This window comes from Pseudomonas sp. Ant30-3 (assembly GCF_000690905.1).
Classification (GTDB): Bacteria; Pseudomonadota; Gammaproteobacteria; order Pseudomonadales; family Pseudomonadaceae; genus Aquipseudomonas.
This window is the reverse complement of sequence record NZ_JMCL01000007.1, coordinates 16963-40038: the sequence shown is the minus strand read 5'-3', so window position 1 is coordinate 40038 and position 23076 is coordinate 16963. Positions and strand designations below refer to the sequence as shown.

The 23076-nt window shown below is 56.7% G+C and carries 27 protein-coding genes and 2 tRNA genes; 17 read left to right on the top strand and 12 right to left on the bottom strand.

The annotated features are described in order from the left end of the window. Nucleotides 1-14 precede the first annotated feature (14 nt). Nucleotides 15-1550, top strand: coding sequence for an EAL domain-containing protein (locus tag DU29_RS0101235; protein ID WP_028620048.1), 1536 nt, complete (start codon nt 15-17; stop codon nt 1548-1550). Nucleotides 1551-1785: 235 nt separating this feature from the next. Next, nucleotides 1786-2151, top strand: coding sequence for a histone-like nucleoid-structuring protein, MvaT/MvaU family (locus DU29_RS0101230; RefSeq protein WP_028620047.1), 366 nt, complete (start codon nt 1786-1788; stop codon nt 2149-2151). Between the two features lie 163 nt (nt 2152-2314). Here DU29_RS0101230 and DU29_RS0101225 read toward each other — a convergent pair whose 3' ends face one another. Then, the gene (locus DU29_RS0101225) at nt 2315-2839 is read right to left on the bottom strand and encodes a DUF4946 domain-containing protein (protein WP_028620046.1); all 525 of its coding nucleotides are present in this window, start codon (nt 2837-2839) and stop codon (nt 2315-2317) included. A gap of 144 nt (nt 2840-2983) precedes the next feature. On the opposite strand from DU29_RS0101225, the gene gloA reads away from it, so the two are divergent. Further along, nucleotides 2984-3505, top strand: a complete 522-nt coding sequence (gene gloA / locus DU29_RS0101220; RefSeq protein WP_028620045.1) for a lactoylglutathione lyase — start codon at nt 2984-2986, stop codon at nt 3503-3505. Between the two features lie 66 nt (nt 3506-3571). Here the strand turns inward: gloA and ahpF are convergent, their stop codons facing one another. The 3 genes from ahpF to DU29_RS0101205 all read right to left on the bottom strand — a co-directional run bounded on the left by ahpF (nt 3572) and on the right by DU29_RS0101205 (nt 6905). Next, a complete protein-coding gene (gene ahpF / locus DU29_RS0101215) occupies nt 3572-5137 on the bottom strand; it encodes an alkyl hydroperoxide reductase subunit F (RefSeq protein WP_028620044.1) in 1566 nt (521 codons plus the stop codon). 127 nt (nt 5138-5264) lie between these two features. Further along, a complete protein-coding gene (ahpC, locus tag DU29_RS0101210) occupies nt 5265-5828 on the bottom strand; it encodes an alkyl hydroperoxide reductase subunit C (protein ID WP_028620043.1) in 564 nt (187 codons plus the stop codon). Between the two features lie 138 nt (nt 5829-5966). Beyond that, nucleotides 5967-6905, bottom strand: coding sequence for a site-specific integrase (locus DU29_RS0101205; protein ID WP_028620042.1), 939 nt, complete (start codon nt 6903-6905; stop codon nt 5967-5969). A 181-nt stretch (nt 6906-7086) separates the two neighbouring features. On the opposite strand from DU29_RS0101205, the gene DU29_RS0101200 reads away from it, so the two are divergent. Then, nucleotides 7087-8097 (top strand): DNA-binding protein, encoded by a 1011-nt coding sequence (locus DU29_RS0101200; protein WP_028620041.1) that lies wholly within the window; start codon nt 7087-7089, stop codon nt 8095-8097. On the opposite strand, the gene gorA is transcribed toward DU29_RS0101200, so the two are convergent. The 3 genes from gorA to galU form a co-directional block, all read right to left on the bottom strand. Further along, nucleotides 8094-9452, bottom strand: coding sequence for a glutathione-disulfide reductase (gene gorA, locus DU29_RS0101195; RefSeq protein ID WP_028620040.1), 1359 nt, complete (start codon nt 9450-9452; stop codon nt 8094-8096). The genes DU29_RS0101200 and gorA overlap by 4 nt on opposite strands. Before the next feature lie 104 nt (nt 9453-9556). Next, a complete protein-coding gene (locus DU29_RS0101190) occupies nt 9557-11086 on the bottom strand; it encodes an MFS transporter (protein WP_028620039.1) in 1530 nt (509 codons plus the stop codon). A 228-nt stretch (nt 11087-11314) separates the two neighbouring features. Continuing rightward, a complete protein-coding gene (galU, locus tag DU29_RS0101185; RefSeq protein WP_028620038.1) occupies nt 11315-12154 on the bottom strand; it encodes a UTP--glucose-1-phosphate uridylyltransferase GalU in 840 nt (279 codons plus the stop codon). A gap of 288 nt (nt 12155-12442) precedes the next feature. Here galU and DU29_RS0101180 point away from each other — a divergent pair, with 288 nt between their 5' ends. Together DU29_RS0101180 and DU29_RS0101175 are read left to right on the top strand one after the other, a co-directional pair. Beyond that, the gene (locus DU29_RS0101180) at nt 12443-12631 is read left to right on the top strand and encodes a hypothetical protein (protein WP_028620037.1); all 189 of its coding nucleotides are present in this window, start codon (nt 12443-12445) and stop codon (nt 12629-12631) included. A 142-nt stretch (nt 12632-12773) separates the two neighbouring features. Continuing rightward, nucleotides 12774-13055 carry a hypothetical protein gene (locus tag DU29_RS0101175; RefSeq protein ID WP_028620036.1) on the top strand — a complete coding sequence of 94 codons (282 nt, stop codon included), beginning with the start codon at nt 12774-12776 and terminating at the stop codon, nt 13053-13055. A gap of 11 nt (nt 13056-13066) precedes the next feature. Here DU29_RS0101175 and DU29_RS0101170 read toward each other — a convergent pair whose 3' ends face one another. Beyond that, nucleotides 13067-13297: a hypothetical protein gene (locus DU29_RS0101170; RefSeq protein ID WP_028620035.1), complete on the bottom strand. Its 231-nt coding sequence runs from the start codon at nt 13295-13297 to the stop codon at nt 13067-13069. A gap of 72 nt (nt 13298-13369) precedes the next feature. Then, on the bottom strand, nt 13370-13726 hold the full coding sequence (locus tag DU29_RS0101165) for a hypothetical protein (RefSeq protein WP_028620034.1): 357 nt from the start codon (nt 13724-13726) through the stop codon (nt 13370-13372). Nucleotides 13727-13938: 212 nt separating this feature from the next. On the opposite strand from DU29_RS0101165, the gene DU29_RS0101155 reads away from it, so the two are divergent. The 11 genes from DU29_RS0101155 (at nt 13939) to DU29_RS0101105 (ending at nt 21625) form a co-directional block, all read left to right on the top strand. Next, nucleotides 13939-14241 carry a DUF1883 domain-containing protein gene (locus tag DU29_RS0101155; protein ID WP_028620033.1) on the top strand — a complete coding sequence of 101 codons (303 nt, stop codon included), beginning with the start codon at nt 13939-13941 and terminating at the stop codon, nt 14239-14241. A gap of 34 nt (nt 14242-14275) precedes the next feature. Beyond that, complete coding sequence (locus DU29_RS1000000132905) at nt 14276-14446, top strand: hypothetical protein (RefSeq protein WP_162472726.1); 171 nt, start codon at nt 14276-14278, stop codon at nt 14444-14446. A gap of 127 nt (nt 14447-14573) precedes the next feature. Continuing rightward, nucleotides 14574-15281 carry a 2OG-Fe(II) oxygenase gene (locus tag DU29_RS0101145; protein WP_028620032.1) on the top strand — a complete coding sequence of 236 codons (708 nt, stop codon included), beginning with the start codon at nt 14574-14576 and terminating at the stop codon, nt 15279-15281. Nucleotides 15282-15284: 3 nt separating this feature from the next. Continuing rightward, complete coding sequence (alkB, locus tag DU29_RS0101140; RefSeq protein WP_028620031.1) at nt 15285-15950, top strand: DNA oxidative demethylase AlkB; 666 nt, start codon at nt 15285-15287, stop codon at nt 15948-15950. A gap of 85 nt (nt 15951-16035) precedes the next feature. Beyond that, nucleotides 16036-17100 carry a bifunctional DNA-binding transcriptional regulator/O6-methylguanine-DNA methyltransferase Ada gene (gene ada / locus DU29_RS0101135; RefSeq protein ID WP_028620030.1) on the top strand — a complete coding sequence of 355 codons (1065 nt, stop codon included), beginning with the start codon at nt 16036-16038 and terminating at the stop codon, nt 17098-17100. A gap of 210 nt (nt 17101-17310) precedes the next feature. Next, entirely contained in the window at nt 17311-18078 is a 768-nt protein-coding gene (modA, locus tag DU29_RS0101130; protein WP_028620029.1) for a molybdate ABC transporter substrate-binding protein, read from the top strand. After that, on the top strand, nt 18079-18759 hold the full coding sequence (gene modB, locus DU29_RS0101125) for a molybdate ABC transporter permease subunit (protein ID WP_028620028.1): 681 nt from the start codon (nt 18079-18081) through the stop codon (nt 18757-18759). A 3-nt stretch (nt 18760-18762) separates the two neighbouring features. Beyond that, on the top strand, nt 18763-19842 hold the full coding sequence (gene modC / locus DU29_RS0101120; protein ID WP_028620027.1) for a molybdenum ABC transporter ATP-binding protein: 1080 nt from the start codon (nt 18763-18765) through the stop codon (nt 19840-19842). A gap of 74 nt (nt 19843-19916) precedes the next feature. Further along, a complete protein-coding gene (locus DU29_RS0101115) occupies nt 19917-20987 on the top strand; it encodes a DNA topoisomerase IB (protein ID WP_028620026.1) in 1071 nt (356 codons plus the stop codon). Nucleotides 20988-21059: 72 nt separating this feature from the next. Next, on the top strand, nt 21060-21281 hold the full coding sequence (locus tag DU29_RS0101110; RefSeq protein WP_028620025.1) for a hypothetical protein: 222 nt from the start codon (nt 21060-21062) through the stop codon (nt 21279-21281). 113 nt (nt 21282-21394) lie between these two features. Further along, nucleotides 21395-21625, top strand: a complete 231-nt coding sequence (locus DU29_RS0101105; RefSeq protein WP_028620024.1) for a hypothetical protein — start codon at nt 21395-21397, stop codon at nt 21623-21625. A 327-nt stretch (nt 21626-21952) separates the two neighbouring features. On the opposite strand, the gene DU29_RS0101100 is transcribed toward DU29_RS0101105, so the two are convergent. The 3 genes from DU29_RS0101100 to DU29_RS0101090 all read right to left on the bottom strand — a co-directional run bounded on the left by DU29_RS0101100 (nt 21953) and on the right by DU29_RS0101090 (nt 23054). After that, nucleotides 21953-22039, bottom strand: a tRNA-Leu gene (locus DU29_RS0101100). Nucleotides 22040-22233: 194 nt separating this feature from the next. Then, nucleotides 22234-22307: transfer RNA gene (locus tag DU29_RS0101095), tRNA-Cys, on the bottom strand. Nucleotides 22308-22718: 411 nt separating this feature from the next. Further along, nucleotides 22719-23054 carry a hypothetical protein gene (locus DU29_RS0101090; RefSeq protein ID WP_028620023.1) on the bottom strand — a complete coding sequence of 112 codons (336 nt, stop codon included), beginning with the start codon at nt 23052-23054 and terminating at the stop codon, nt 22719-22721. Between the last annotated feature and the right edge of the window lie 22 nt (nt 23055-23076).

Sequence of the window (23076 nt, the reverse complement as noted above, 5' to 3'; positions counted from 1 at the left end):
CACAGGTTTCGCAAATGCCACTGAGCGTAAAATCCCGACGCAACCGCAGCGCCCGCATCGCTGTCACTGTGTTGAGCGGCTTGATCCCGATGGCACTCGGGGTCGCCATTCTTTACATGCAAGCCCAGCGTACTCTTCAACAGAGCACCGAGCACACCGCCGAAGAGGCCGTTCGTCAATTTGAATTGATGCTCGATAACACTGCCCAAGCGGCGCGGGAACTACTGCCGCTGGCGGGTCAACGTTGCGAAGAGGTCAAACTCGCGCTGCGTGAGCAGGTCACTCGCCGCCCGTTCGTGCGCTCGACCAATCTGGTGTGGGACAACGATCTTTATTGCAGTTCGTTGTTCGGCGACTTTCAAGAGCAGGTCAACCCGGGTGATTACACCGACGGAAAGTTGTGGCTGATGAACGGCAATCCGGTCACGCCCAATACGTCTCTGTTGGTGTATCGGCTCAGCGAAGGCAAACAGGGTGCGTTGACCACGCTGGACGGCTATCACCTGAGCAATGTGCTCCGTTTGATCGGCCGTAAAACCTCCCTGCTCTTGCAGGTCGGCCCAAACTGGCTGTCTGCCGACGGCAAGGTGCACCGCGACGCCCTTCCCGATCTGCCGGTCGCCGAAAGCAAACTCAGCTCCAGCCGCTATGCGTTCACTGTGGCTGCCGGTTTCCCCGAAGGTGAAACCTGGCGCTACATGAGCAGCGAGTATCCCCCACTGTTCAGCTTGCTGATTTTCTTTGGCATCGTCTCGGGTGCGATCGGGCACATCCTGCAGAAGCGCGCGACCTCACCCAGCCACGAAATGCAGCGCGCCCTGGAAGCGGCGGAGTTCATTCCGTACTTTCAACCCGTCGTGCATGGCGACGATAAAAAGTGGTCCGGCGCCGAGGTGTTGATGCGCTGGAATCATCCGAGGGAAGGCCTGGTGAGACCGGACTTGTTCATTCCGTTTGCCGAGCACTCCGGACTGATCGTACCGATGACGCGCTCATTGATGCAGCAGACGGCGCGCATACTCGCGCCTGTGCAGGCTTCATTCAACGGACCGTTTCATGTGGGCATAAACATCACCGCCAGCCACTGTAAAGATCTGGAACTGGTCAACGATTGCCGTGCGTTTCTCGATGCATTCGCGCCCGGTGCGGTCAACCTGGTGCTGGAGCTGACCGAACGCGAACTCATCGAGCCGACCGCCATCACCCATCAACTGTTCGAACGGCTTCACGAACTGGGTGTGATGATTGCCATTGATGACTTCGGCACCGGGCATTCAAGCCTGGGCTATTTGCGGCAATTCAACGTCGATTTTCTGAAAATCGATCAAAGTTTCGTGGCCATGATCGGCGCCGACGCGCTCTCTGGACACATTCTGGAGACCATTATCGAACTCTCGGCCAAGCTCGACCTGGGCATCGTTGCCGAAGGCGTGGAGACAGAAAAGCAAAGTGCATACCTCACTGCCCACGGCGTCAACTTTCTGCAAGGTTATCTGTATGGACGACCGATGTCCGGTGCTGATTTCATTAGCGCATTAAGTAATCATTAACTCGAATTAATTTATGGCAAGACAACGAGTTAACGCACCAAATTGAATCAGAACATTACACTTGTTACATGCAGACAAGGTCAAGATTTACTCTTTGCTGATTAACTACTACAATTTTTTGGTACCTGCCCTAGATGGGCGGATGAGCCTCTTATCACCGAGTCGCTTCAAGGCTCTTGGCTTGTAGCTTTGTTTGCGGTTGGTATCAGCCAAACCCATTATTGGAGTAAAGATATTGTCCAGACTCGCTGAATTCCGTGCAGCTGAAAAGGCTCTTCAAGAACAGCTCAAGCAGCTGGAATCCCTGAAGAACGACGCCGGGCTCAAGAAAGAAATCGAATTCGAAGAAAAGCTCCAGGGACTGATGAAAACCTATGGCAAGAGTTTGCGCGACATCGTTGCCATTCTCGATCCGAATCCGGCGAAATCAGGCCTGCAACAGTCTGCCGCACCGAAAACCCGCCGCGCGCGCGTGGTCAAGGTGTATCAGAATCCACACACTGGCGAATTGATTGAAACAAAAGGCGGCAATCATCGCGGCCTGAAAGCGTGGAAGGAAAAGTACGGCGCGTCCACCGTCGATTCCTGGTTGCGCGGTTGAGTACAACAGTCACTCGCAGTAGCCCTGTATGTGCAGGGCCTTTCATGAACTTCTTCTAAAGGCGACGAGCTGACCAGGATTTTTTTCGAATCGGGGGACAACTTTATTCTAATTTTCTAAGCAGTTATCTACGCGAACAAAACCACCCGAAAAATGCCTGTCATTAAAGTTTTAGACTGTTACGTGCAGCCTCTATCTCGACCTGGCTCGCCTTGTAAGCTCCAGCCTGACCTGCATACGACAAAACATAGGCCTTGTCAGCATCCACTGCCGCGACCAATGTCTGCGAGAGTACATGCCGCCCGTTCTGCGTAATGGTGCAGGTAGTTTCCAGTGCTGTCAGTCGGCTCAGGGTGGCCGGGTGAATCTTGTTGCAAACACTCTGATAACCGCTCTGAAAGAAATCCTTCTGCACCGACTTGCGCATCTCCAGCAACACCCCTTGGAGATTGACCTGATGGTCGCTCGCGACTGGCGTCATGGTCAGCTCCATCACGACCACCGGCGTGCCTCCCGCATCGTTTTTGACCGCCCGTTGGCGGGACACCTTGGGTGAGGCGTCATCTTGCGGCACTGCCTCGACTTCCCAGCCGTTCGGCCAACTGATCAACGGTGTGTCGGCGAGCGCAGCCTTGCCCCCGGACAATAGGCAAATCAGCACAAACAGAGTTTGATGGAATCGAATCATCGCGGGAAGACACTCGTGAATTGACCGTCAAAGTCTGAGCCTCACGCGACGGACAGGCAATAGCTGGCGGTTTGCGTTTGGTGATGCAGGCGCCCTTGCGTATCATTGACGCATCGACAGCCCCAACTATTTTCCGGAGGGCCCATGAGCCTGCAAGAACTGAACAACGTCCCGGGCGTCACCGCCCAACCCGACACCGCGACCCAGAAATTCGTGTTCAACCACACCATGCTGCGGGTCAAGGACATCACCAGGTCGCTGGACTTCTACACCCGCGTACTCGGTTTTTCGCTGGTGGAGAAACGTGATTTCCCGGAAGCGGAATTCAGCCTGTATTTCCTCGCACTGGTCGACAAAAACCAGATCCCGGCCGACGCGGCTGCTCGCACCGAATGGATGAAGTCGATCCCCGGCATTCTCGAACTGACGCATAACCACGGCACCGAAAACGACGCGGATTTTGCCTACCACAATGGCAACACCGACCCACGCGGCTTCGGCCACATCTGCATCTCGGTTCCAGACATTGTGGCCGCGTGCGAGCGCTTCGAAGCGCTGGGCTGCGACTTCCAGAAGCGCCTCAACGATGGCCGCATGAAAAGCCTGGCCTTCATCAAGGACCCGGATGCTTACTGGGTCGAGATCATTCAGCCTGCAGCGATGTAATTCCTGGCGTGAAACAAAAAACCCCATGATCGCTCATGGGGTTTTGTGTTTTCAGCGTCGGGGTGTTTACGCCGGGGCTGACGACCGGATCAGGTGATCGAATGCGCTCAGGGAAGCCTTCGCGCCCTCGCCCACCGCAATCACGATCTGCTTGTACGGCACGGTGGTCACGTCACCGGCAGCAAATATGCCGGGCATCGAAGTTTCACCGCGGGCATCCACAATGATCTCGCCGCGAGGTGACAGCTCGATGGTGCCTTTGAGCCAGTCAGTGTTGGGCAGCAAACCGATCTGTACGAAAATGCCTTCCAGGTTGATCGTAGTGAACTCACCCGAATCGCGGTCTTTGTAAACCAGACCGTTGACCTTCTGGCCATCGCCCTTCACTTCACTGGTCAACGCACTGGTGATCACGTCCACGTTGGGCAGACTGAACAGCTTGCGCTGCAGCACAGCATCCGCACGCAACTTGCTGTCGAACTCCAGCAACGTGACATGGCTGACAATACCGGCCAGATCGATCGCCGCTTCAACGCCGGAGTTACCGCCGCCAATCACCGCAACGCGCTTGCCTTTGAACAGCGGACCATCGCAATGCGGGCAGAAGCAGACGCCTTTGGCTTTGTATTCCTGCTCCCCCGGAACCCCCATTTCACGCCAGCGAGCGCCGGTCGCCAGAATCAGCGCCTTGGTTTTTAGCGTCGCGCCGCTTTCGAAGCGCACTTCGTGCAGTTCGCCAGGATTTTTCGCCGGGATCAGCGCAGTGGCACGCTGCAGATTCATGATATCGACGTCGTACTGCTTGACGTGTTCTTCCAGCGCGCTGGCCAGTTTCGGCCCTTCGGTTTCCTGCACGGAAATGAAGTTTTCGATGGCCATGGTGTCCAACACCTGCCCGCCAAAACGCTCAGCCGCAACGCCGGTGCGAATGCCTTTACGCGCAGCGTAGATTGCCGCCGAGGCACCTGCCGGGCCGCCGCCAACCACGAGCACATCAAAAGCGTCCTTGGCGCTGATCTTCTCGGCCTGACGTTCGATGCCGCTGGTGTCGAGCTTGGCGAGGATTTCTTCCAGACCCATGCGACCCTGACCGAAGTTGACACCATTGAGGTAGACACTCGGCACCGCCATGACCTGACGCTCATCGACCTCGGCCTGGAACAACGCACCGTCGATAGCGACGTGATGAATGTTCGGGTTCAGCACGGCCATCAGGTTCAGCGCCTGGACCACGTCCGGGCAGTTCTGGCAGGACAGCGAGAAGTAGGTCTCGAAGCTAAACTCGCCTTTGAGCGCACGAATCTGTTCGATGACTTCAGCACTGGCTTTCGATGGGTGGCCGCCGACTTGCAGCAAGGCCAGCACCAGCGAAGTGAATTCGTGACCCATCGGGATGCCGGCGAAACGCAGGTTGATATCGGCACCGGGGCGATTGATCGAGAACGATGGCTTACGGTTATCGTCACCGTTATCGAGCAGAGTAATTTGAGTGGAAAGACTGGAAACGTCTTTCAGCATTTCGAGCATTTCCCGGGATTTCGCACCGTCGTCGAGGGAAGCAACGATCTCGATCGGTTGGGTGACCCGTTCCAGGTACGATTTCAACTGGGCTTTAAGAGTGGCGTCCAACATACGGGCGATTTCCTTTTGACATAGACATAAAAAAACGCCCGAGCGAATCTCGCCCGGGCGTTTTTTGAGGGCGGTGCAGCTTACTTAGTAGGTGCGGAGTTCCGCCCTGATGGTGCGCGTCACAGACTTAGATCTTGCCGACCAGGTCCAGGGACGGAGCCAGAGTGGCCTCGCCTTCTTTCCACTTGGCTGGGCAAACCTGGCCTGGGTGAGCAGCAACGTACTGAGCAGCCTTGATTTTGCGCAGCAGCTCGGAAGCGTCACGGCCAACGCCGCCATCGTTCAATTCAACGATTTTGACCTGACCTTCAGGGTTGATCACGAAGGTGCCACGGTCAGCCAGACCAGCTTCTTCGATCAGTACGTCGAAGTTGCGAGAGATGACGTGGGTCGGGTCGCCGATCATGGTGTACTGGATTTTGCCGATGGCTGGCGAAGTGTTGTGCCAGGCAGCGTGGGCAAAGTGGGTGTCGGTAGAAACGCTGTAAATTTCGACGCCCAGTTTTTCGAACTCGGCGTAGTTGTCAGCCAGGTCTTCCAGTTCAGTCGGGCAAACGAAAGTGAAGTCGGCTGGGTAGAAGAATACGACAGACCATTTGCCTTTCAGGTCAGCGTCCGACACTTTCACGAAGTCGCCATTTTTGAAGGCGTCTGCTTTGAACGGTTTAACTTGGCTGTTGATGATAGGCATCAGTGACTCTCCGTCAGGGGTTAAGAACTTGATGGAGTGAACTCTACCGACTCGATGGACGGATGGCTCATTGGCAAACTTGATGCTGTTGATGGGTATTCGCTATTAGCCGAGGCTATTAATAGAAGAAAAGCGTCTCTAGCCTGGCATGACCTTTTCCTCAAGCCGCGCCATGCCAAGGAACGGACTCGCTTCGATGTAGCGCATCGCCGACTTCATGTCTTTCCAGCCGACGTAGCTCATCAAGGATTTAAGGTCCCAGCCGCTTTGATGCGCCCAACTGGCGAATCCCCGTCGCAAGGAGTGGCTGGTGTAATGCTCGGCGGCGATACCGGCACGCTGAAGTGCGTTTCGTAATAGCGGGATGACGCTGTTGGCGTGCAGCCCCTCCTCGCTCAAATTGCCCCAGCGATCGATACCGCGAAACACCGGGCCGCGGACCAACGCTGCATCGGTAATCCACGCGCTATACGCCTGCACCGGACATAACCGTTGCAGCGCCGGGGTCTGGTAAGTCTTGCCGAGGTTTTCGCGATCACTTTTGCTGCGCGGAAGGTACAGCGTGATGCCTGAGCCATCGACTGCGCGCACCTGCTCGATGTGCACGCGGCATAACTCGTCGCTGCGGAAACCGCGCCAAAAGCCCAACAGGATCAGGGCCGTGTCACGCCGGGCGCGCAGGAGTGAAGGCTGGTCGTGTTCTGACCTTGCAACCTCGGCTTCCAGTTCCAACGCGGCTACCACTTGCTCCAGATGCTGAAGCTGCAATGGCTCGGCCTGCTTTTCCTGCGCCGGATGCAGCGCCCTGATGCCTTTGAAGACCTTGCGCACCACGGGCGCCTTGGTAGGGTCGGCGAAGCCCTGGCTGTTGTGCCATTGGCCCAGCGCCGACAAGCGCAACTTCAAGGTATTGATCGACAACTCACCGGCATAGGCGACCAGGTAACGCGCAACGCTGTCCGCCGTGGCCGGGAGGAAACCGCCCCAGGTCACCTCGAAATGTTCAACGGCCGCGCGGTAACTGCGCCGCGTGTTATCGCGTGTGGCAGCTTCCAGGTATCGATCCAGATCGCTCATGAAATTAGCCTTTTGGATTCCCGTGTACATCGATCGTGGCATTTGCAGGCGATTAACGGCCTCACCTTGGGTAATACCAGTATATCCCGTATTAGAAACTTACAGTTCTTCTCTTTAACGTAGTCATGGTACATTACGTCATAGGTGGTACGTACCACAGTACGAAATCGTAGGAGAGCACATGGCTCGCGGCGGCATTAACAAAGCAGTGGTTCAAACAGCACGGTTGGCGATTCTGGCTCGGGGCGAACACCCCAGCATCGACGCTGTAAGAATCGAGATGGGTAACACCGGTTCAAAAACCACTATTCATCGTTACTTGAAGGAGCTAGACGACGGCGTAGAACCCGACGCGCCCTCCTCCGAACCCATCGACGACGAGCTGGCTGCGCTTGTTGCGCGCCTTGCACGGCGCCTCAAAGAGCAAGCCCAGGAACCTATTGATCAGGCGCGCGCACAGTTCGAGCAGCAACGCCAACAGCTGGCCAGCGAGCTGACAGATGCACAGGAAGCAAATGACGAGTTGCAGCAGCAATACGAGGTGCAAACCCTGGCGCTGACTCAGGAATCGGACACGCTGCAAAACACCCTCTCATTGCTGCAAAGCGAGCAGACGCGCAACGCCGGGTTGAACCAGGCGCTGGCCGATTTCGAATTACGCTTACAGGACAAAGAAGAGCAAATCCGCTCGCTGGAAGAAAAACACCTGCACGCGCGTGATGCACTGGACCACTATCGCAACGCGGTCAAAGAACAGCGCGAACAGGAGCAACGCCGCCACGAAGGTCAGGTGCAGCAGATTCAGATGGAGTTGCGTCAGGCCCAGCAAAGCGCGCTGATCAAGCAGGACGAGATCACCCAGCTGCACCGCGACAACGAGCGCTTGCTGACCGAGAATCGCGGCACGTTGCGCGAACTGAGCCTGCTGCAGGAGCAACTCAAGCAAACGCACACCCGGCAGGATCAATTGCTGGAACAGGTCAACCGCATCGACAGCGAACGCACCCTCCTTCAGGAACGCTTGCGCGCCGCGATGCTGGAAAGCCAGTCGCTGAAGCAGAACGTCGAGGAACAGTCGCAGATCAATAAGACGCTGGAGGTCACGCTACTCAAGACTCAGGCGAGCCTCGATGAAAGCGCGCGCCTGGCCGCTGTCGTTGCGACAGCGGCAGACGCCGACAAGGACGATTAACCGGCGACGGGCGTACGCATCGTCACGAACTCTTCGGCCGCCGTCGGGTGCACGCCGATGGTGTCGTCGAAGTCGCGCTTGGTCGCCCCCGCTTTGAGAGAGATGGCCAGACCCTGAACGATTTCGCCGGCATCCGGCCCGACCATGTGACAGCCCAGAACCTTGTCGCTCTTGCCGTCGACCACGAGCTTCATCAGCGTGCGCTCCTGGCAATCGGTCAGGGTCAGTTTCATTGGGCGGAAGCGGCTTTCGAAGACCACAACGTCATGGCCGGCTTCACGCGCCTCCTCCTCGGTCAGACCGACGGTGCCGATGTTCGGCAGACTGAACACTGCAGTCGCGATCATCTTGTAATCGACCGGTCGATATTGCTCAGGCTTGAACAAGCGACGCGCCACGGCCATGCCTTCAGCCAGCGCAACAGGCGTGAGCTGTACACGCCCAATCACATCACCCAGGGCCAGGATCGACGGCTCGGCGGTCTGATACTGCTCGTCAACTTCGATGAAGCCTTTCTTGTCGAGCTTGACGCCAGTATTTTCCAGCCCGAGGTTATCCAGCATCGGGCGCCGACCGGTGGCGTAGAACACGCAATCAGCTTCCAGCGCACGACCGTCCTTCAGCGTCGCCTTCAGGCTGCCATCAGCGAGTTTTTCAATGCGTTCGATGTCGGCATTGAATTGCAGGTCCATGCCACGCTTGGTGAGTTCTTCGTGCAAATGCTTGCGCACGGCCCCGTCGAAGCCACGCAGGAACAGGTCGCCGCGATAGAGCAAGGTCGTCTCGGCGCCAAGGCCGTGGAAAATCCCGGCGAACTCAACAGCGATGTAACCACCACCAACGACCAGTACACGCTTGGGCAGCTCTTTGAGAAAGAACGCCTGATTGGAACTGATCGCGTGTTCGTGCCCGGGAAACTCCGGAATCTGCGGCCAGCCGCCGACGGCGACCAGAATGTGCTTGGCGCTGTGGCGCTCGCCATTGATCTCGACCGTATGCGGATCAACGATCTTGGCGTGGCCTTCGTGCAGCGTGACGCCGCTGTTGACCAGCAGATTGCGGTAGATACCGTTAAGACGATTGATCTCGCGATCCTTGTTGGCAATCAGCGTCGCCCAATCAAATTGCGCCTCACCCAACGTCCAGCCGAAGCCGGCAGACTGCTCGAAGTCTTCGGCGAAGTGCGCGCCGTAGACCAGCAATTTTTTCGGCACGCAGCCGACGTTCACACAGGTACCGCCCAGATAACGGCTCTCGGCCACGGCCACTTTCGCGCCGAACCCCGCCGCAAACCGCGCAGCTCGCACACCACCGGAACCGGCACCAATCACATAAAGGTCAAAATCGTAGGCCATCTTCAATCTCCTCGGCAGGTTACCAGCATACCCGCGGGCGGCCGTTGAGCAAGCATTGCGCTGAAATGCTGATCGCTGCTGCACATTTCGATTTTCGTTTTCGATCAATGCCTTTCTACAAATTGCGTTTCTGGTGCCCGCAGAGTGCGCCAAGCGATCAAGATCGCCATGAGTGCCAGACCGAAAGCCACCCATGAGACCAAACCGATTCCACCTTCGAATGCCTTTCCTGCCTGCGCGATCAATTCGCGTGCTTGATCGCCCGACAAATCCGCCGCCACATGATAGGCGCCAGACAGCGTCTCAGTTGCCAGCATCATCTGTAGCTCGCTGAGGTACCCCGGGAGTTGCAGTGCTCCACGATAGTAGGCAGTGACGAGACCGCCGAGCACAGTCGTCCCCAACACGACTCCCACTTCATAGGCCGTTTCACTAATGGCCGAGGCGGCGCCCGCCTTTGTAGGCGGTGCGGCTGACAGAATCACATCATTTGACACTGTCGCGATCGCGCCTACGCCAATGTTCAGCAACGCAAAAGCAGCCACTAGAACGATCAGACTACTGCCCATGCTGGCCACCAGCAAAAATGCCGCTCCAGCGAACGCCATCAAAATCGGTACCAACACGTGCACTCGTAATCGCTGCGCAACGGGCACGACCGCCATCCCCACAATAACGGCCATGATCTGACCTGGGACCAACGCGAGGCTAGCACTCAAGGGCGACATATGAAGAACGATTTGCAGGTACTGGGTGGCAAAAAATACGAAGCCCACGAGAAACGCGAGGCTCATCAAATTGATCGCGACAGAGCCGCTAAAGGTGCCACTTTTGAACAGACTCAGGTCCATAAGCGGTACTGGCAGTCGTAACTGTCGGCGCACGAACATCCTGCCTGCCACCGCACCTACTGCAAATGTAGTCAGAGTCATCCAGTCGATACCATTACTGGCGCTGTGTTTGATGCCATAAACAATGGCACCTAAGGCCACCATCGATTGCAGGATGCTTACCGGATCGAGCGGTCCTGAAGCATCTCGCTCGGATTCAGGCAACAGTAATGGCCCCAGTATCAGCAGTGGCACCAACACAGGCACCGCCAACAGAAAAATTGATCCCCAACTGAAGAACTCCAACAACACCCCGCCCACTAAAGGCCCAAGTGCCGAGCCGACCGTCAACGTCGTCGCCCAGACGGCAACTGCTAGCCTGCGTTCTTCTCGATCCTCGAATACCGAACGTATCAACGCCAACGTTGAGGGCATGAGCATTGCACCGAAAACGCCCATACAAGCTCGCCCGGCAATCAGTTGCGTGGAAGTATCGGAATACGCAGTTATCACCGACACAATGGCAAAACCCAAGGACCCGGCCATCAACACCTTACGATGGCCGATTCGATCGCCCAGACTACCCATCGACACAAGCAATCCTGCCAAGACTAACGAGTACGCGTCGATCATCCATAACTGCTGGCTAGCGCTCGGACGCAGGGCCTCGGCAATCTTTGGTAATGCAAATGCGAGGACTGTGTTGTCAACGGTTACCAGCAATACAGGCAGCATCAGTACGCATAGGCCTGACCAACGTTTTATAGCTGTTTCGAAGGGTGACGCCTTACGGTTCACTGCCATTAACTTGACTCCCTGTCACATCAGGAAACTGGAATCTCTCAGAGCGCATCACAAATTAGCCCGAGCACATCCTTGCCCAAGGTCTAAACGACGCCATTAATGACTCCCCCTTCGCAGCCAGGCAACACAATAAGTATTTCCGCTTGGAAATATTTTACTTTTCATAAGCCCAAAAAAAGCCCCGAACAAGTCGGGGCATTTTAAGTGCCGCTAACAGATCAAACGCTATCAGTAAGCCTTGCCAGTCTTGTAGAAGTTCTCGAAGCAGAAGTTGGTTGCTTCGATGTAGCCTTCAGCGCCACCGCAGTCAAAGCGCTTGCCTTTGAATTTGTAGGCAATCACGCAACCGTTTTTAGCCTGCTTCATCAGGGCGTCGGTGATCTGGATCTCGCCGCCTTTGCCTGGCTCGGTTTGTTTGATCAGGTCAAAAATGTCCGGGGTGAGGATGTAGCGACCGATGATCGCCAGGTTCGACGGGGCATCTTCCGGGGCCGGCTTTTCAACCATGTTGCGCACGCGGTACAGATCATCGGCAATCAGCTCGCCGGCGATCACGCCGTACTTGTTGGTTTCCTGCGGATCCACTTCCTGAATCGCGACGATGGTGCAGCGGTACTGTTCGTACAGCTTGACCATCTGGGTCAGCACGCCGTCGCCTTCCAGGTTGACGCACAAGTCGTCCGCCAGCACGACCGCGAACGGTTCGTCGCCGATCAGCGGGCGACCGGTCAGGATTGCGTGGCCCAGGCCTTTCATTTCGGTTTGACGGGTGTAGGAGAACGAGCACTCATCCAGCAGCTTGCGGATGCCGACCAGGTACTTTTCCTTGTCGGTGCCTTTGATCTGGTTTTCAAGCTCGTAGCTGATGTCGAAATGGTCTTCCAGGGCACGCTTGCCACGACCGGTGACGATGGAAATCTCGGTCAGGCCGGCGTCCAGTGCTTCTTCAACCCCATACTGGATCAGTGGCTTGTTTACCACCGGCAGCATTTCTTTGGGCATGGCTTTAGTCGCTGGCAGGAAGCGAGTACCGTAACCGGCTGCTGGGAACAAGCATTTCTTGATCATATGAGTCCTTGAAAGGGCTGTGTGTACGAGTTTCGGCGCAGTCTAATCAGGCGGCGTGCACCTTACAATGCCCCGCGCTGGCTAACCGATGCCATCATAGAGAAATATTCAGGCTGATAGTTCCGCATATAGTTCCGCATCACTTCGCCGCCCTTTATAGATAGCAGAGATTCCAACCTGCACGGGCGGTTTCAAGACATCGCATCCGGACCACCATACGCGCATCAGCACCGGTTACGTGCATTTGGCGCTATCATTGCGCAATTGAACCAGCCAACGAGGCAGATAATGTCGGAAGCAAAAAGCGTCAACGGGTTCCTGATCAATCAGGCAAAAGATGGGCAGTGGTGGGTGGATGGCGTTGGCGGCGAGAATATCGCCGGGCCGTTCCCGACCGAAGCAATGGCTATTGAGGTAGCCTCCGTACTGGAGCTTGAGCACCCGGCCCCCAAACGGCGCGGCAAGGACAAGACCTGATTCCGCACGCCCCTGCACGACCAAGCCCTGCCAAGCGCAGGGCTTTTTTACGAAATCCTGAAACGAAGTGGCCTTTCGCTATAACCTTTTGACACCAGCGCTGTCACAGGCTTAGCCCATCAACATTGACGATGACCACGACATGACTAAATTTTTGCCACTGTTCGCAATACTGGCCCTGAGCGGCTGCGCAACTTCTGAAAAAACTTACCTCGACAACGGCCAGACCGGCCTGACCATCGACTGCTCCGGCGAAGCCAATTCCTGGGCCGCCTGCTATGAGAAAGCCGATGCATCGTGCGCCGGCACTGGCTATCGCATCGTCGGCACCGATGGAACGCCATCCTCGAAGGAAAGCGATAAGACCCTCGGTGTCGATGTCGGCAACTACAAGAACCGCAGCGTCGTGGTGGTCTGCAAGTAGGGCGCCCTGCCCTACATGTGAATTTCGGCGAATTTGATTCCGAGGCCGCGCACCGTCTCGATCAAATCGTCGAGACGGCCGAAGGATTCGACCTCATCGTTGTCATCGACCAGAAAAAAACTGCGACCTGCGCTCTTCTTGAAAAATACGATCCATTCCTCCGGCGTTGCCGGATTCTGGATCACATGAGTTGCGCAAACGTGTCCTTGCGCATGCTGCTCTCGTACCTGTTCCCGCTTCATGCCCTACTCCAGAAATGACAATGCCGTCAAAGCATGGCTTAGACGGCATTTATTTTTATCACGAGCAGTTTATCAGCCGGAGATGCACTCAGTCGCTGCGTTGGGTACATCCTTGGGCCGAAACGGCACATTGGAGATGCGCTCGTGCAGCTTGATGCCACTGCCACCGGAACGCTCTTCGATATCGAACACCGCAGCAGGGTCCGACGAAAATTTCTGCGGCACGATGACACGCACTCCATCCTTGTGCGACTCAACCTGCAGAGCGCCGCGGCTGCTGGCCAGTTTTTCGCTCAGGCATTGCGCGTACTCATGAGGTTTCTTGCCAGAAATCACGCTCATGGTCGGCAGTGTCTCGTTGATCTCGGTGACGCTCGCGCAGCCACTTATCAATAACGCTACCGGCAAGGCCCAGGCCGCCCACTTCATAGATAACCTCCGATAAACACCCTCCGACAGCACCAACGCTGGTTTTCTCCGAGGCTCACTGCTTTTATCGCTCATAGAATTCCGAATATCTGTTTTAAATTGTCAAAGCGGGGCTCGACGACCCGATAATAACCTGTTCGGGCTGATAAACTGCGCCAATCGCCCATGCTATCGTTTTGATTTTGTAGAAAAAGCCCTTCTGGAGGCGCCTCATGAAATTTATTCACCAACGCGAGCACCTCAACGAGGACGACATCGTCGTCATTCAATGCTCGCAAATGTGCAACATCCGCTTGATGAACGACGCCAACTTCCGCAGTTTCAAAAACGGCGGCCGCCATACTTACCACGGCGGAGCGTTCGACACCTTCCCGGCGCGAATTACTGCACCGAGTACCGGTTTCTGGAACATCACCATCGACACGGTCAATCGCCGCCCGATCAGCGTGACCCGCAAACCGACGCTGACTCACTCGATCAAGATCATCCGCCGCTCAACTACCAAACTGAGCTGATTGATATCCGATGCCAACGCAAGCAGGAATGACCGTGGCCCAGACGACCAAATACGTCATCAAATACAAGCTCAACGGTGAACGCCGCTTCGAATTCGCCCAGCTGGAAAACGGCACTGAAGAAGAAGCCAAAGCCGCGCTGGCCAAGATTCATGGTGAGAGCGAGGACGTCATCAGCGAGATCAGCGTGAGCAAAGCGCTGTAACCGACACGCTTACCAATGGACAGGATGTCCCGCGCTCCCCATGAGTTTGACCGCAAGTGCCGGGGTTCAATTACCGCTTCAACATCCCAGACTGACGACTTGATCCAAAGGATTCAGGAGTCGGTAAATGTATGACGCGCGTTCGCTTGAAGCAATCGACTGGGCGGGAGTGGAACAGCATCTCGAGCAGGACGGCTGGGCCATTATCAGGTCGTTGCTGAGCACTGAGGAATGCAGTGCGGTCAGCGCGCTCTATTCGCAACCGGCTCTCTTCCGCTCGCGCGTGATCATGGCCCGGCATGGATTTGGTCGCGGCGAGTATCAATATTTCAGCTATCCGTTACCGCAATGGGTCGCCGGATTGCGCCGCTCGCTTTACCCTCGGCTGGTGCCCATCGCCAACCGCTGGCACGAGCACATGAATCTGCCGGGCCGTTTTCCTGAAGCTCACGAGGCATTTATTGAGCGCTGCCATGCCGCCGGTCAGGAACGACCCACGCCGCTGTTGCTGCAATACGGTCCGCAGGATTACAACTGCCTGCACCAGGATGTGTACGGCGAGCAGGTGTTTCCGTTGCAGGTGGCGATTCTCCTTTCAGAACCGGATGAAGACTTTACCGGCGGAGAATTTGTCCTCACCGAACAACGGCCGCGCATGCAGTCGCGCCCTCAAGTGATCAGCCTGAAGCGTGGCGACGCCTTGATCTTCGCCGTTAATCAGCGACCTATTCAGGGTGTTCGTGGCTACTATCGAGTGACGATGAGGCATGGCGTCAGTCGCCTAAACAGTGGTAACCGCCATACCCTGGGAATTATTTTTCACGATGCGTTATGAGCCATGACACCTACCACTTTCGACCGGTTTGCCGACGCCGAGCCCGAACAACCGCCACGGCATGAAAAAATTGGCGAACAGTCCTACGTTTTGCGCGGGTTTGCCCTGCCGTGGCTGGAACGACTTCTGCCTGCGCTGGAGACAGTTCTGACCTCGGCACCCTTCCGCCAAATGATCACGCCCGGTGGTTTCACGATGTCCGCGGCCATGAGCAGCTGCGGCACCTGGGGCTGGACCACCGACCGCAGTGGCTATCGTTATTCCCGTGAAGATCCGCAGACGGGACGATCTTGGCCGCCCATGCCGGAGGCGTTCATGCAGCTGGCGCAGGCCGCGGCACGGGAAGCCGGTTTCAGCGATTTCCTGCCGGATGCCTGCCTGATCAATCGTTATATTCCTGGAGCAAAGATGTCATTGCATCAGGACAAAGACGAAACTTCCTACGCAGCGCCGATCGTTTCCGTCTCACTAGGGCTGCCGGCGATGTTCCTGTTCGGCGGGTTCGAGCGCAGCGATAAAAGCCAGCGGGTGCCGTTGTTGCATGGCGACATCGTGGTCTGGGGCGGTGTCGATCGCTTGCGCTATCACGGCGTATTGCCGATCAAGGAAGGTCATCATCCTCGCTTGGGCGAGCAACGTATCAACTTCACATTTCGCACGGCGCGATGATTGATGAGTTTGACCGCAAGAGTTGGAGTGCGGCGAGCTGGCCGGCTGATTAATCTGGATCAAACAGGTCAACGGACATGAAGCCATGACACGCCAAACCACACCCGTCGCCACTGAAACCGATCCACGCTGGGCCGCCGTGGTCGCCCGCGATCCCCGTGCGGACGACCAGTTCGTGTACGCGGTGAAAACCACCGGTGTCTACTGTCGCCCCAGCAGCCTGGCCCGCTTGCCGAATCCGCAAAACGTGGAGTTTTTCGATACGCCTGAGCAAGCGCAGGCAGCGGGTTATCGTCCGAGCAAACGAGCGGCAAAGGATCAGAGCGAGATTGCGTTGCAGCATGCCACGACCGTTGCCGCGGCCTGTCGGCAGATCGAACAGGCCGAAAATCTGCCGACCCTCAGTGAACTGGCGTCCGGCGCGGGTTTAAGCAGTTTCCATTTTCATCGGGTGTTCAAGGCTACGACGGGATTGAAGCCCAAGGGCTACGCCACAGCGCATCGCTCGCGCAAGGTGCGCGAACATTTGAGTGAAGGCGGTTCGATCACCGACGCCTTGTACGACGCCGGTTTTAATTCCAACAGCCGGTTCTATGAAGCAGCGGAGCAAATGCTGGGCATGAAGCCGGGCGATTACCGTGCCGAAGGTCAGAACAATGAAATTCGTTTCGCCGTCGGCCAGTGTTCATTGGGCGCCATTCTGGTCGCGCAAAGTGCTCGCGGGGTTTGCGCGATCTTGCTGGGCGATGACCCGCAACAGCTGGTGTGCGATCTGCAGGACAAGTTTCGCCAGGCCACACTGGTGGGCGCCGATCATGATTTCGAGCAGTTGATCGCTCGAGTTGTCGGCTTTATCGAGGCGCCGGCCATCGGTCTCGATTTGCCGCTGGACGTGCGCGGCACGGCGTTTCAAGAGCGTGTCTGGCAGGCGCTACGGGAAATTCCGCCGGGCAGCACCGCCAGCTACGCCGACATCGCCTTGCGCATCGGATCGCCGAAAGCGGTGCGCGCGGTGGCACAAGCCTGCGGGGCGAACAGCCTGGCCGTGGCGATCCCTTGTCACCGCGTGGTGCGCAGCGACGGCAACCTTTCGGGATACCGCTGGGGTGTCGAACGTAAACGGCAGTTGCTCGAACGCGAGTCGCACTGATCCAAAGGAAGCGCTCGCCCAACGACCGCCCCATGTAGCAGCTGCCGAAGGCTGCGTCCGGCTATGCGCCTGTCGCAAAACCTACCAAACCAGACGCAGCCTTCGGCAGCTGCTACAGGTGTGCGTCTAAATCCGCGTTCCTTTCTGGAAATATTCGCTATATATTCCGCTATACAGCGAACCACTCATTTTCAGATTCGGAGCCGTTTCATGATCGCGCGCGCCAAACGCTTCGCCCCACTATGCCTGGCAGGTCTGATTGCTGCTTCCGTGAGCGGCACTGCTAGTGCAGACGAAGTCCAGGTCGCCGTCGCAGCGAATTTCACCGCGCCGATCCAGGCCATCGCTGCAGACTTCGAAAAAGACACCGGGCACAAACTGGTCACCTCCTTTGGCGCTACCGGCCAGTTCTACACCCAGATCAAGAACGGCGCGCCGTTCGAAGTATTTCTCGCCGCCGACGACAGTACTCCGCAAAAACTCGAAACCGAGGGCGACACGGTCAAGGGATCACGTTTCACCTACGCCACCGGCGCCCTGGCCTTGTGGTCGGCCAAGGACAATTACGTCGATGCCAATGGCAAAGTCCTGAGCGACAACCAGTACCAGCACCTCTCCATCGCTAATCCGAAAACCGCGCCTTATGGTTTGGCCGCCAAGCAGGTACTGGCCAAACTGGACCTGACCGACAAGGTCAAAACCAAGCTGGTCGAAGGCCAGAGCATCTCTCAGACTTATCAGTTTGTTTCCACCGGCAACGCGGAACTGGGCTTTGTTGCCTTGTCGCAGATCTTCAAAGACGGCAAAGTCACTGGCGGCTCGGCATGGGTGGTTCCGGCCGATATGCACGACCCGATCAAGCAAGATGCGGTGATCCTCAACAAAGGCAAAGACAACCCGGCCGCCAAAGCATTGGTGGATTACCTCAAGGGCCCAAAAGCCGCGGCGGTTATCAAGTCCTACGGTTACCAACTCTAAATGACGTTATCGAGTGCCGATCTATCCGCCATCTGGCTGACCTTCAAACTGGCCTCCGTGACGACGGTCATCCTGCTGATCATCGGCACGCCGATTGCCTTGTGGCTCTCGCGCACCCGGTCCTGGCTGCGCGGCCCGGTCGGCGCGATTGTTGCCCTTCCCTTGGTATTGCCGCCGACGGTGATCGGCTTTTATCTGTTACTTGCACTGGGCCCGAACGGGTTCGTCGGTCAGTTCACGCAGGCGGTGGGCCTGGGCACGCTGACCTTCAGCTTCACCGGGCTGGTGATTGGTTCGGTGATCTACTCGATGCCCTTCGTGGTCCAGCCGTTGCAAAACGCCTTTTCCGCCATCGGCACTCGGCCTTTGGAAGTGGCAGCAACGCTGCGCGCCAATCCTTGGGATACGTTTTTCAGCGTGATCCTGCCACTCGCACGGCCGGGATTTATCACCGCCGCCATCCTCGGCTTCGCGCATACCGTGGGTGAATTCGGCGTGGTGCTGATGATCGGCGGTAACATTCCCGACAAAACCCGAGTGGTGTCGGTGCAGATCTACGACCACGTCGAAGCCATGGAATACGCCCAGGCCCATTGGCTGGCCGGCGCAATGCTGGTGTTTTCGTTTGTTGTGCTGCTGGCGCTCTATTCCAGCCGTAAAACCAAAGCAGGCTGGAGCTGATCAATGATCCATATGCGCCTTGCTGTGAACTATTCCTCATTCGCCCTGAACGTAGACTTGCAAGTGCCAGGCCGTGGGGTGACGGCGCTTTACGGCCATTCCGGCTCCGGCAAAACCACCTGTCTGCGCTGCATCGCCGGACTCGAACGTGCCGAACGTGCATTCATTCAGGTCAATGGCGACGTCTGGCAGGACAGTGACAACCATGTTTTCGTCCCTCCACACAAGCGCGCTGTGGGCTATGTGTTCCAAGAAGCGAGTCTGTTTGCGCATCTTTCCGTGCAGGCCAATCTGGAGTTCGGTTTTAAACGGGTTCCCAAGCAACAACGCCGGGTGAACATGGCGCATGCCACCGAATTGTTGGGGATCGGCCATTTGCTGCACCGACACCCGCACAATCTCTCGGGCGGTGAGCGCCAGCGGATCGGCATGGCCCGCGCGCTGCTCACCAGCCCTGAACTGCTGTTGATGGATGAACCGTTGGCCGCGCTGGATACTCAGCGCAAAAGTGAAATCCTGCCGTACTTGCAACGCCTGCACGACGAACTCGACATCCCGGTGCTGTACGTCAGCCATTCCCAGGATGAAGTCGCGAGACTCGCCGACCACATTGTGTTGCTGAGCGACGGAAAAGCGCTGGCCAGCGGCCCTATCGGCGAAACCCTGGCACGACTGGACTTGCCGTTGGCGATGGGTGATGACGCGGGTGTGGTCATCGAGGGCCACGTCAGTGAATACGACGCCGATTACCAGTTGCTGACGTTGCAACTGCCCGGCACGGCGTTGAACATTCGCGTCGCGCACACGCCGATGCACATTGGGCAGACGCTGCGCTGCAAGGTCCAGGCGCGTGATATCAGCCTAAGCCTGCAAAGTATCGAGCACAGCAGCATTCTCAATCGCCTGCCGGTGACGGTGATCAGCGAACTGGCGGCCGACAATACCGCTCACGTGCTGATTCGCCTGGATGCGGCCGGCACGCCGCTGCTGGCGCGCATCACCCGTTACTCTCGGGATCAATTGAATGTGCACCCCGGCCAGCAACTCTGGGCACAGATCAAAGCCGTGGCGGTGCTGGCGTAAATTCGCTGGCACGACTGCAAGGGCGTGCGGTCAATGGCTTATCGGCCCTTTGATCTTCGCCAAGGATTACCGCCATGCCCGATTCCGCACTACTCGACGGGCTCCCGCCCGACCTGCACTACGTTGACGACACGCTGCCCGGCATCACACGCAAGAAATTGCGCGGCAAGTTCTGCTATTTCGACCCAAGCGGTCAACGCATAACTGACCCCGATGAAGTGAAACGCATCAATGCCCTCGCTGTCCCTCCCGCCTATACCGATGTGTGGATCTGCGCCGACCCTCGCGGGCATCTGCAAGCGACCGGGCGCGATGCCCGTGGACGCAAGCAATACCGTTATCACACACGCTGGCGCGAAGTGCGCGATGCCGACAAATACTCGCGCCTGTACCAGTTCGGCCTGGCGCTGCCGAAATTGCGCAAGCAGCTCGAGGCCTTGCTGGAGGCACCGGGGTTCAGCCGCGACAAGGTCATGGCCACAGTGATTACCTTGCTTGATGCGACGCTGATCCGTGTCGGCAACACGCAGTACGCTCGGGACAATCGGTCCTATGGGCTGACCACGCTGCGCAACCGTCACGTTGAAATCAACGGCAGCGCGATCCGCTTCCAGTTCCGCGGCAAGAGCGGCGTCGAGCATGAAATCACGGTGAAGGACCGGCGTCTGGCGCGGATTGTCAAACGCTGCCAGGAGATTCCGGGGCAGAATCTTTTTCAGTACCTGGATGAAAATGGCGAACGCCACACGGTCAGTTCTTCCGACGTTAATGCCTACCTGCAGACTTTGACCGGGGCAGATTTTACCGCCAAGGATTACCGCACCTGGGCCGGCAGTGCACTGGCTTTGTCGGTATTACGCAAGTTGCAGTGGCAGCCGGAAACGGACGCCAAGCGTCACGTAGTGGAAATGGTGAAGAGCGTTTCGCAGCAGCTGGGCAATACGCCCGCCGTGTGCCGCAAATGTTATATCCACCCTGCCGTGATGGACGGTTTCCTCGCGGGTGCACTTGAGCAGTTGCCGCGGCCGAAAGTGCGCAAAGGACTTAAGGCCGAAGAAGTGGCCCTGGCGATGTTCCTGGAGAAGGCCATGGAATCGGCAGACGCAGTACAAGTACTACGCTCCGCCGCCGAACCGACGAGTTGATCCGTACATTCTTTGCAGGAAGACGAATGACTTCTATAGTTGGGGGGGACACAAATCAGCTTCGGTGAGGCCATGGAAGACATTTTCGTCGTGAAGCGGTGTAACAAAATTATTATTCATGGTCGCCGAGCCGGAGAAGCCAGTCACTCGCCACCTGAAGCCGAAGTCTGGTATCGCATTGTCGATACTCGCACCATGGGCTTCATTGGCGACGGATTCGACACCGAAAAAGCCGCCGAGCGTGAGTGTAAGCAATTGAATGCCCGGTCGCTGGTATCCGTCCTGCAGGGCTGATCCCGCGGTCTATACTGACGGGTAGCTCAAGGACTGGCGCTTCATCAGCAGAACGCTCGCTCACGGCGGGCTTATGTTGCCATTACACGATTTCTTCAACGGAGGTGTTCACCATGTCCGAAAAAGAGTCCATCACCACCCTGCTCACCTTGCTTGATACTCGCCAGGCGCGCCTTGCAGCCGCGTGCAAGGAAATCGCCGACTGGGTCGACCATCAAGGTGGCCACCCGACAGCGCTGAGAATTCGTGATCGTCTCAACGAAGTAGAGAGAGACGCGCCACTGATTCGCAACACATTGTCGTCGCTCAAACCGGTCGACCGGCCATTGCCGCGGTTTAGATGAGCGACGTTTTTAATCCGCGGTACTGGAAAGTTCAGGACGCATGAACGGCGACCATTGTGTCACCGGGTGCGTCCTTGCCTGAGAGGCCAACCGTCTCACGTCACCCAGCCGAGCGCTGGGATTTTTTTGACTTGGATTTCACACGGCATTCACAACTGAAGCAGTACAGTCCACTTACTCCTTCTGATGAACCCCCCTTGGCCCGCCCGCATGCGGGCCATTTTTTTGTCCGCTTTTTATCGTTCAGGCAAGAAAAGCGAAAAAGTCAGAAGCCAGAAACAAACAAGGGCTTGCATCAGCTTTCGCCGGCAAACCCTTGATTTAAAATGGTGCCCGAAGCCGGAATCGAACCGGCACGCCCTTACGAGCGGGGGATTTTAAGTCCCATGCGTCTACCAGTTTCGCCATTCGGGCGGTAGCGCGATCAAACAGTCTTAAGACAGACCCATAAAACCTGGCAGTCCTGACGCTTGTATTGCAGAGGGGGAAATATATACACCCGCCCCCGGTGAAGCAAGTTCGCCGACGATCATTTCAAGACTAAATCTTGCAAGGTGGCGGCAATAAAAAAGCTCCGTAAATCATAGATCTACGGAGCTCGTTTAAAGTGGAGGCCGAGGTCGGAATCGAACCGGCGTAGGTGGATTTGCAATCCACTGCATAACCATTTTGCTACTCGGCCTCAAGCATCTGATGTCATGAAACACAACACCTAACGCGTACAAACTTGGAATTAGATTCAAGATCTAACTCCTTGAAAACATTGAGCTTTTTCAGCGGTCAGTGCTTTCGATGGCGTGAATTATGTACTGAAATCCGAAGGCTGGCAACCCCTTGATTTCAAAAAAAAATCTGTCCGGACAAATACCGGGCAAAAAAAATCCCGGGCAGCTGATGGACGCCCGGGACTCAAAATGCATAAACCGTGGTGGTGAACGCGGGGCGAATATTACTGAATATTTCACCTCGTAACAAGATGTTATGACTCACTATCCAGTTACTAAAAATCATAACCCTTTAAATATCCACACATTTTTAAGGGGGACTGCACCTATTGGGCAGCAGGTACGGGCGCTCACTCTGCCTTCGGCTCCTACAAGCAATCGCGCACAGCCTGACGCAACGCGCCAGATTTGGCCCACGGCGGTCCTTGGTACAATGAGACGTGGCTACCGCTCTTCGATTTCACAATGTCGAGAATCTCATCCGACGTGATAATGCTCGGGGCGGTGATTCGGTAGCCGTTGGAAATGCCCATCTGGGCCGACTTGGAGACGTGCGACTGCCAGATCGGCAACACGCAGGCGGCGTATTCCTTGGGCGGCTTTTCACTGTACTTGCTGACATTTGGCTCACCCGGTACCAGCGAAGCAGGCAACGAACATCCCGACAGCGCCGCCATCACCACTCCCCCAAACAACATCCGCATGATGCTTCCTTTAACCTAAAAC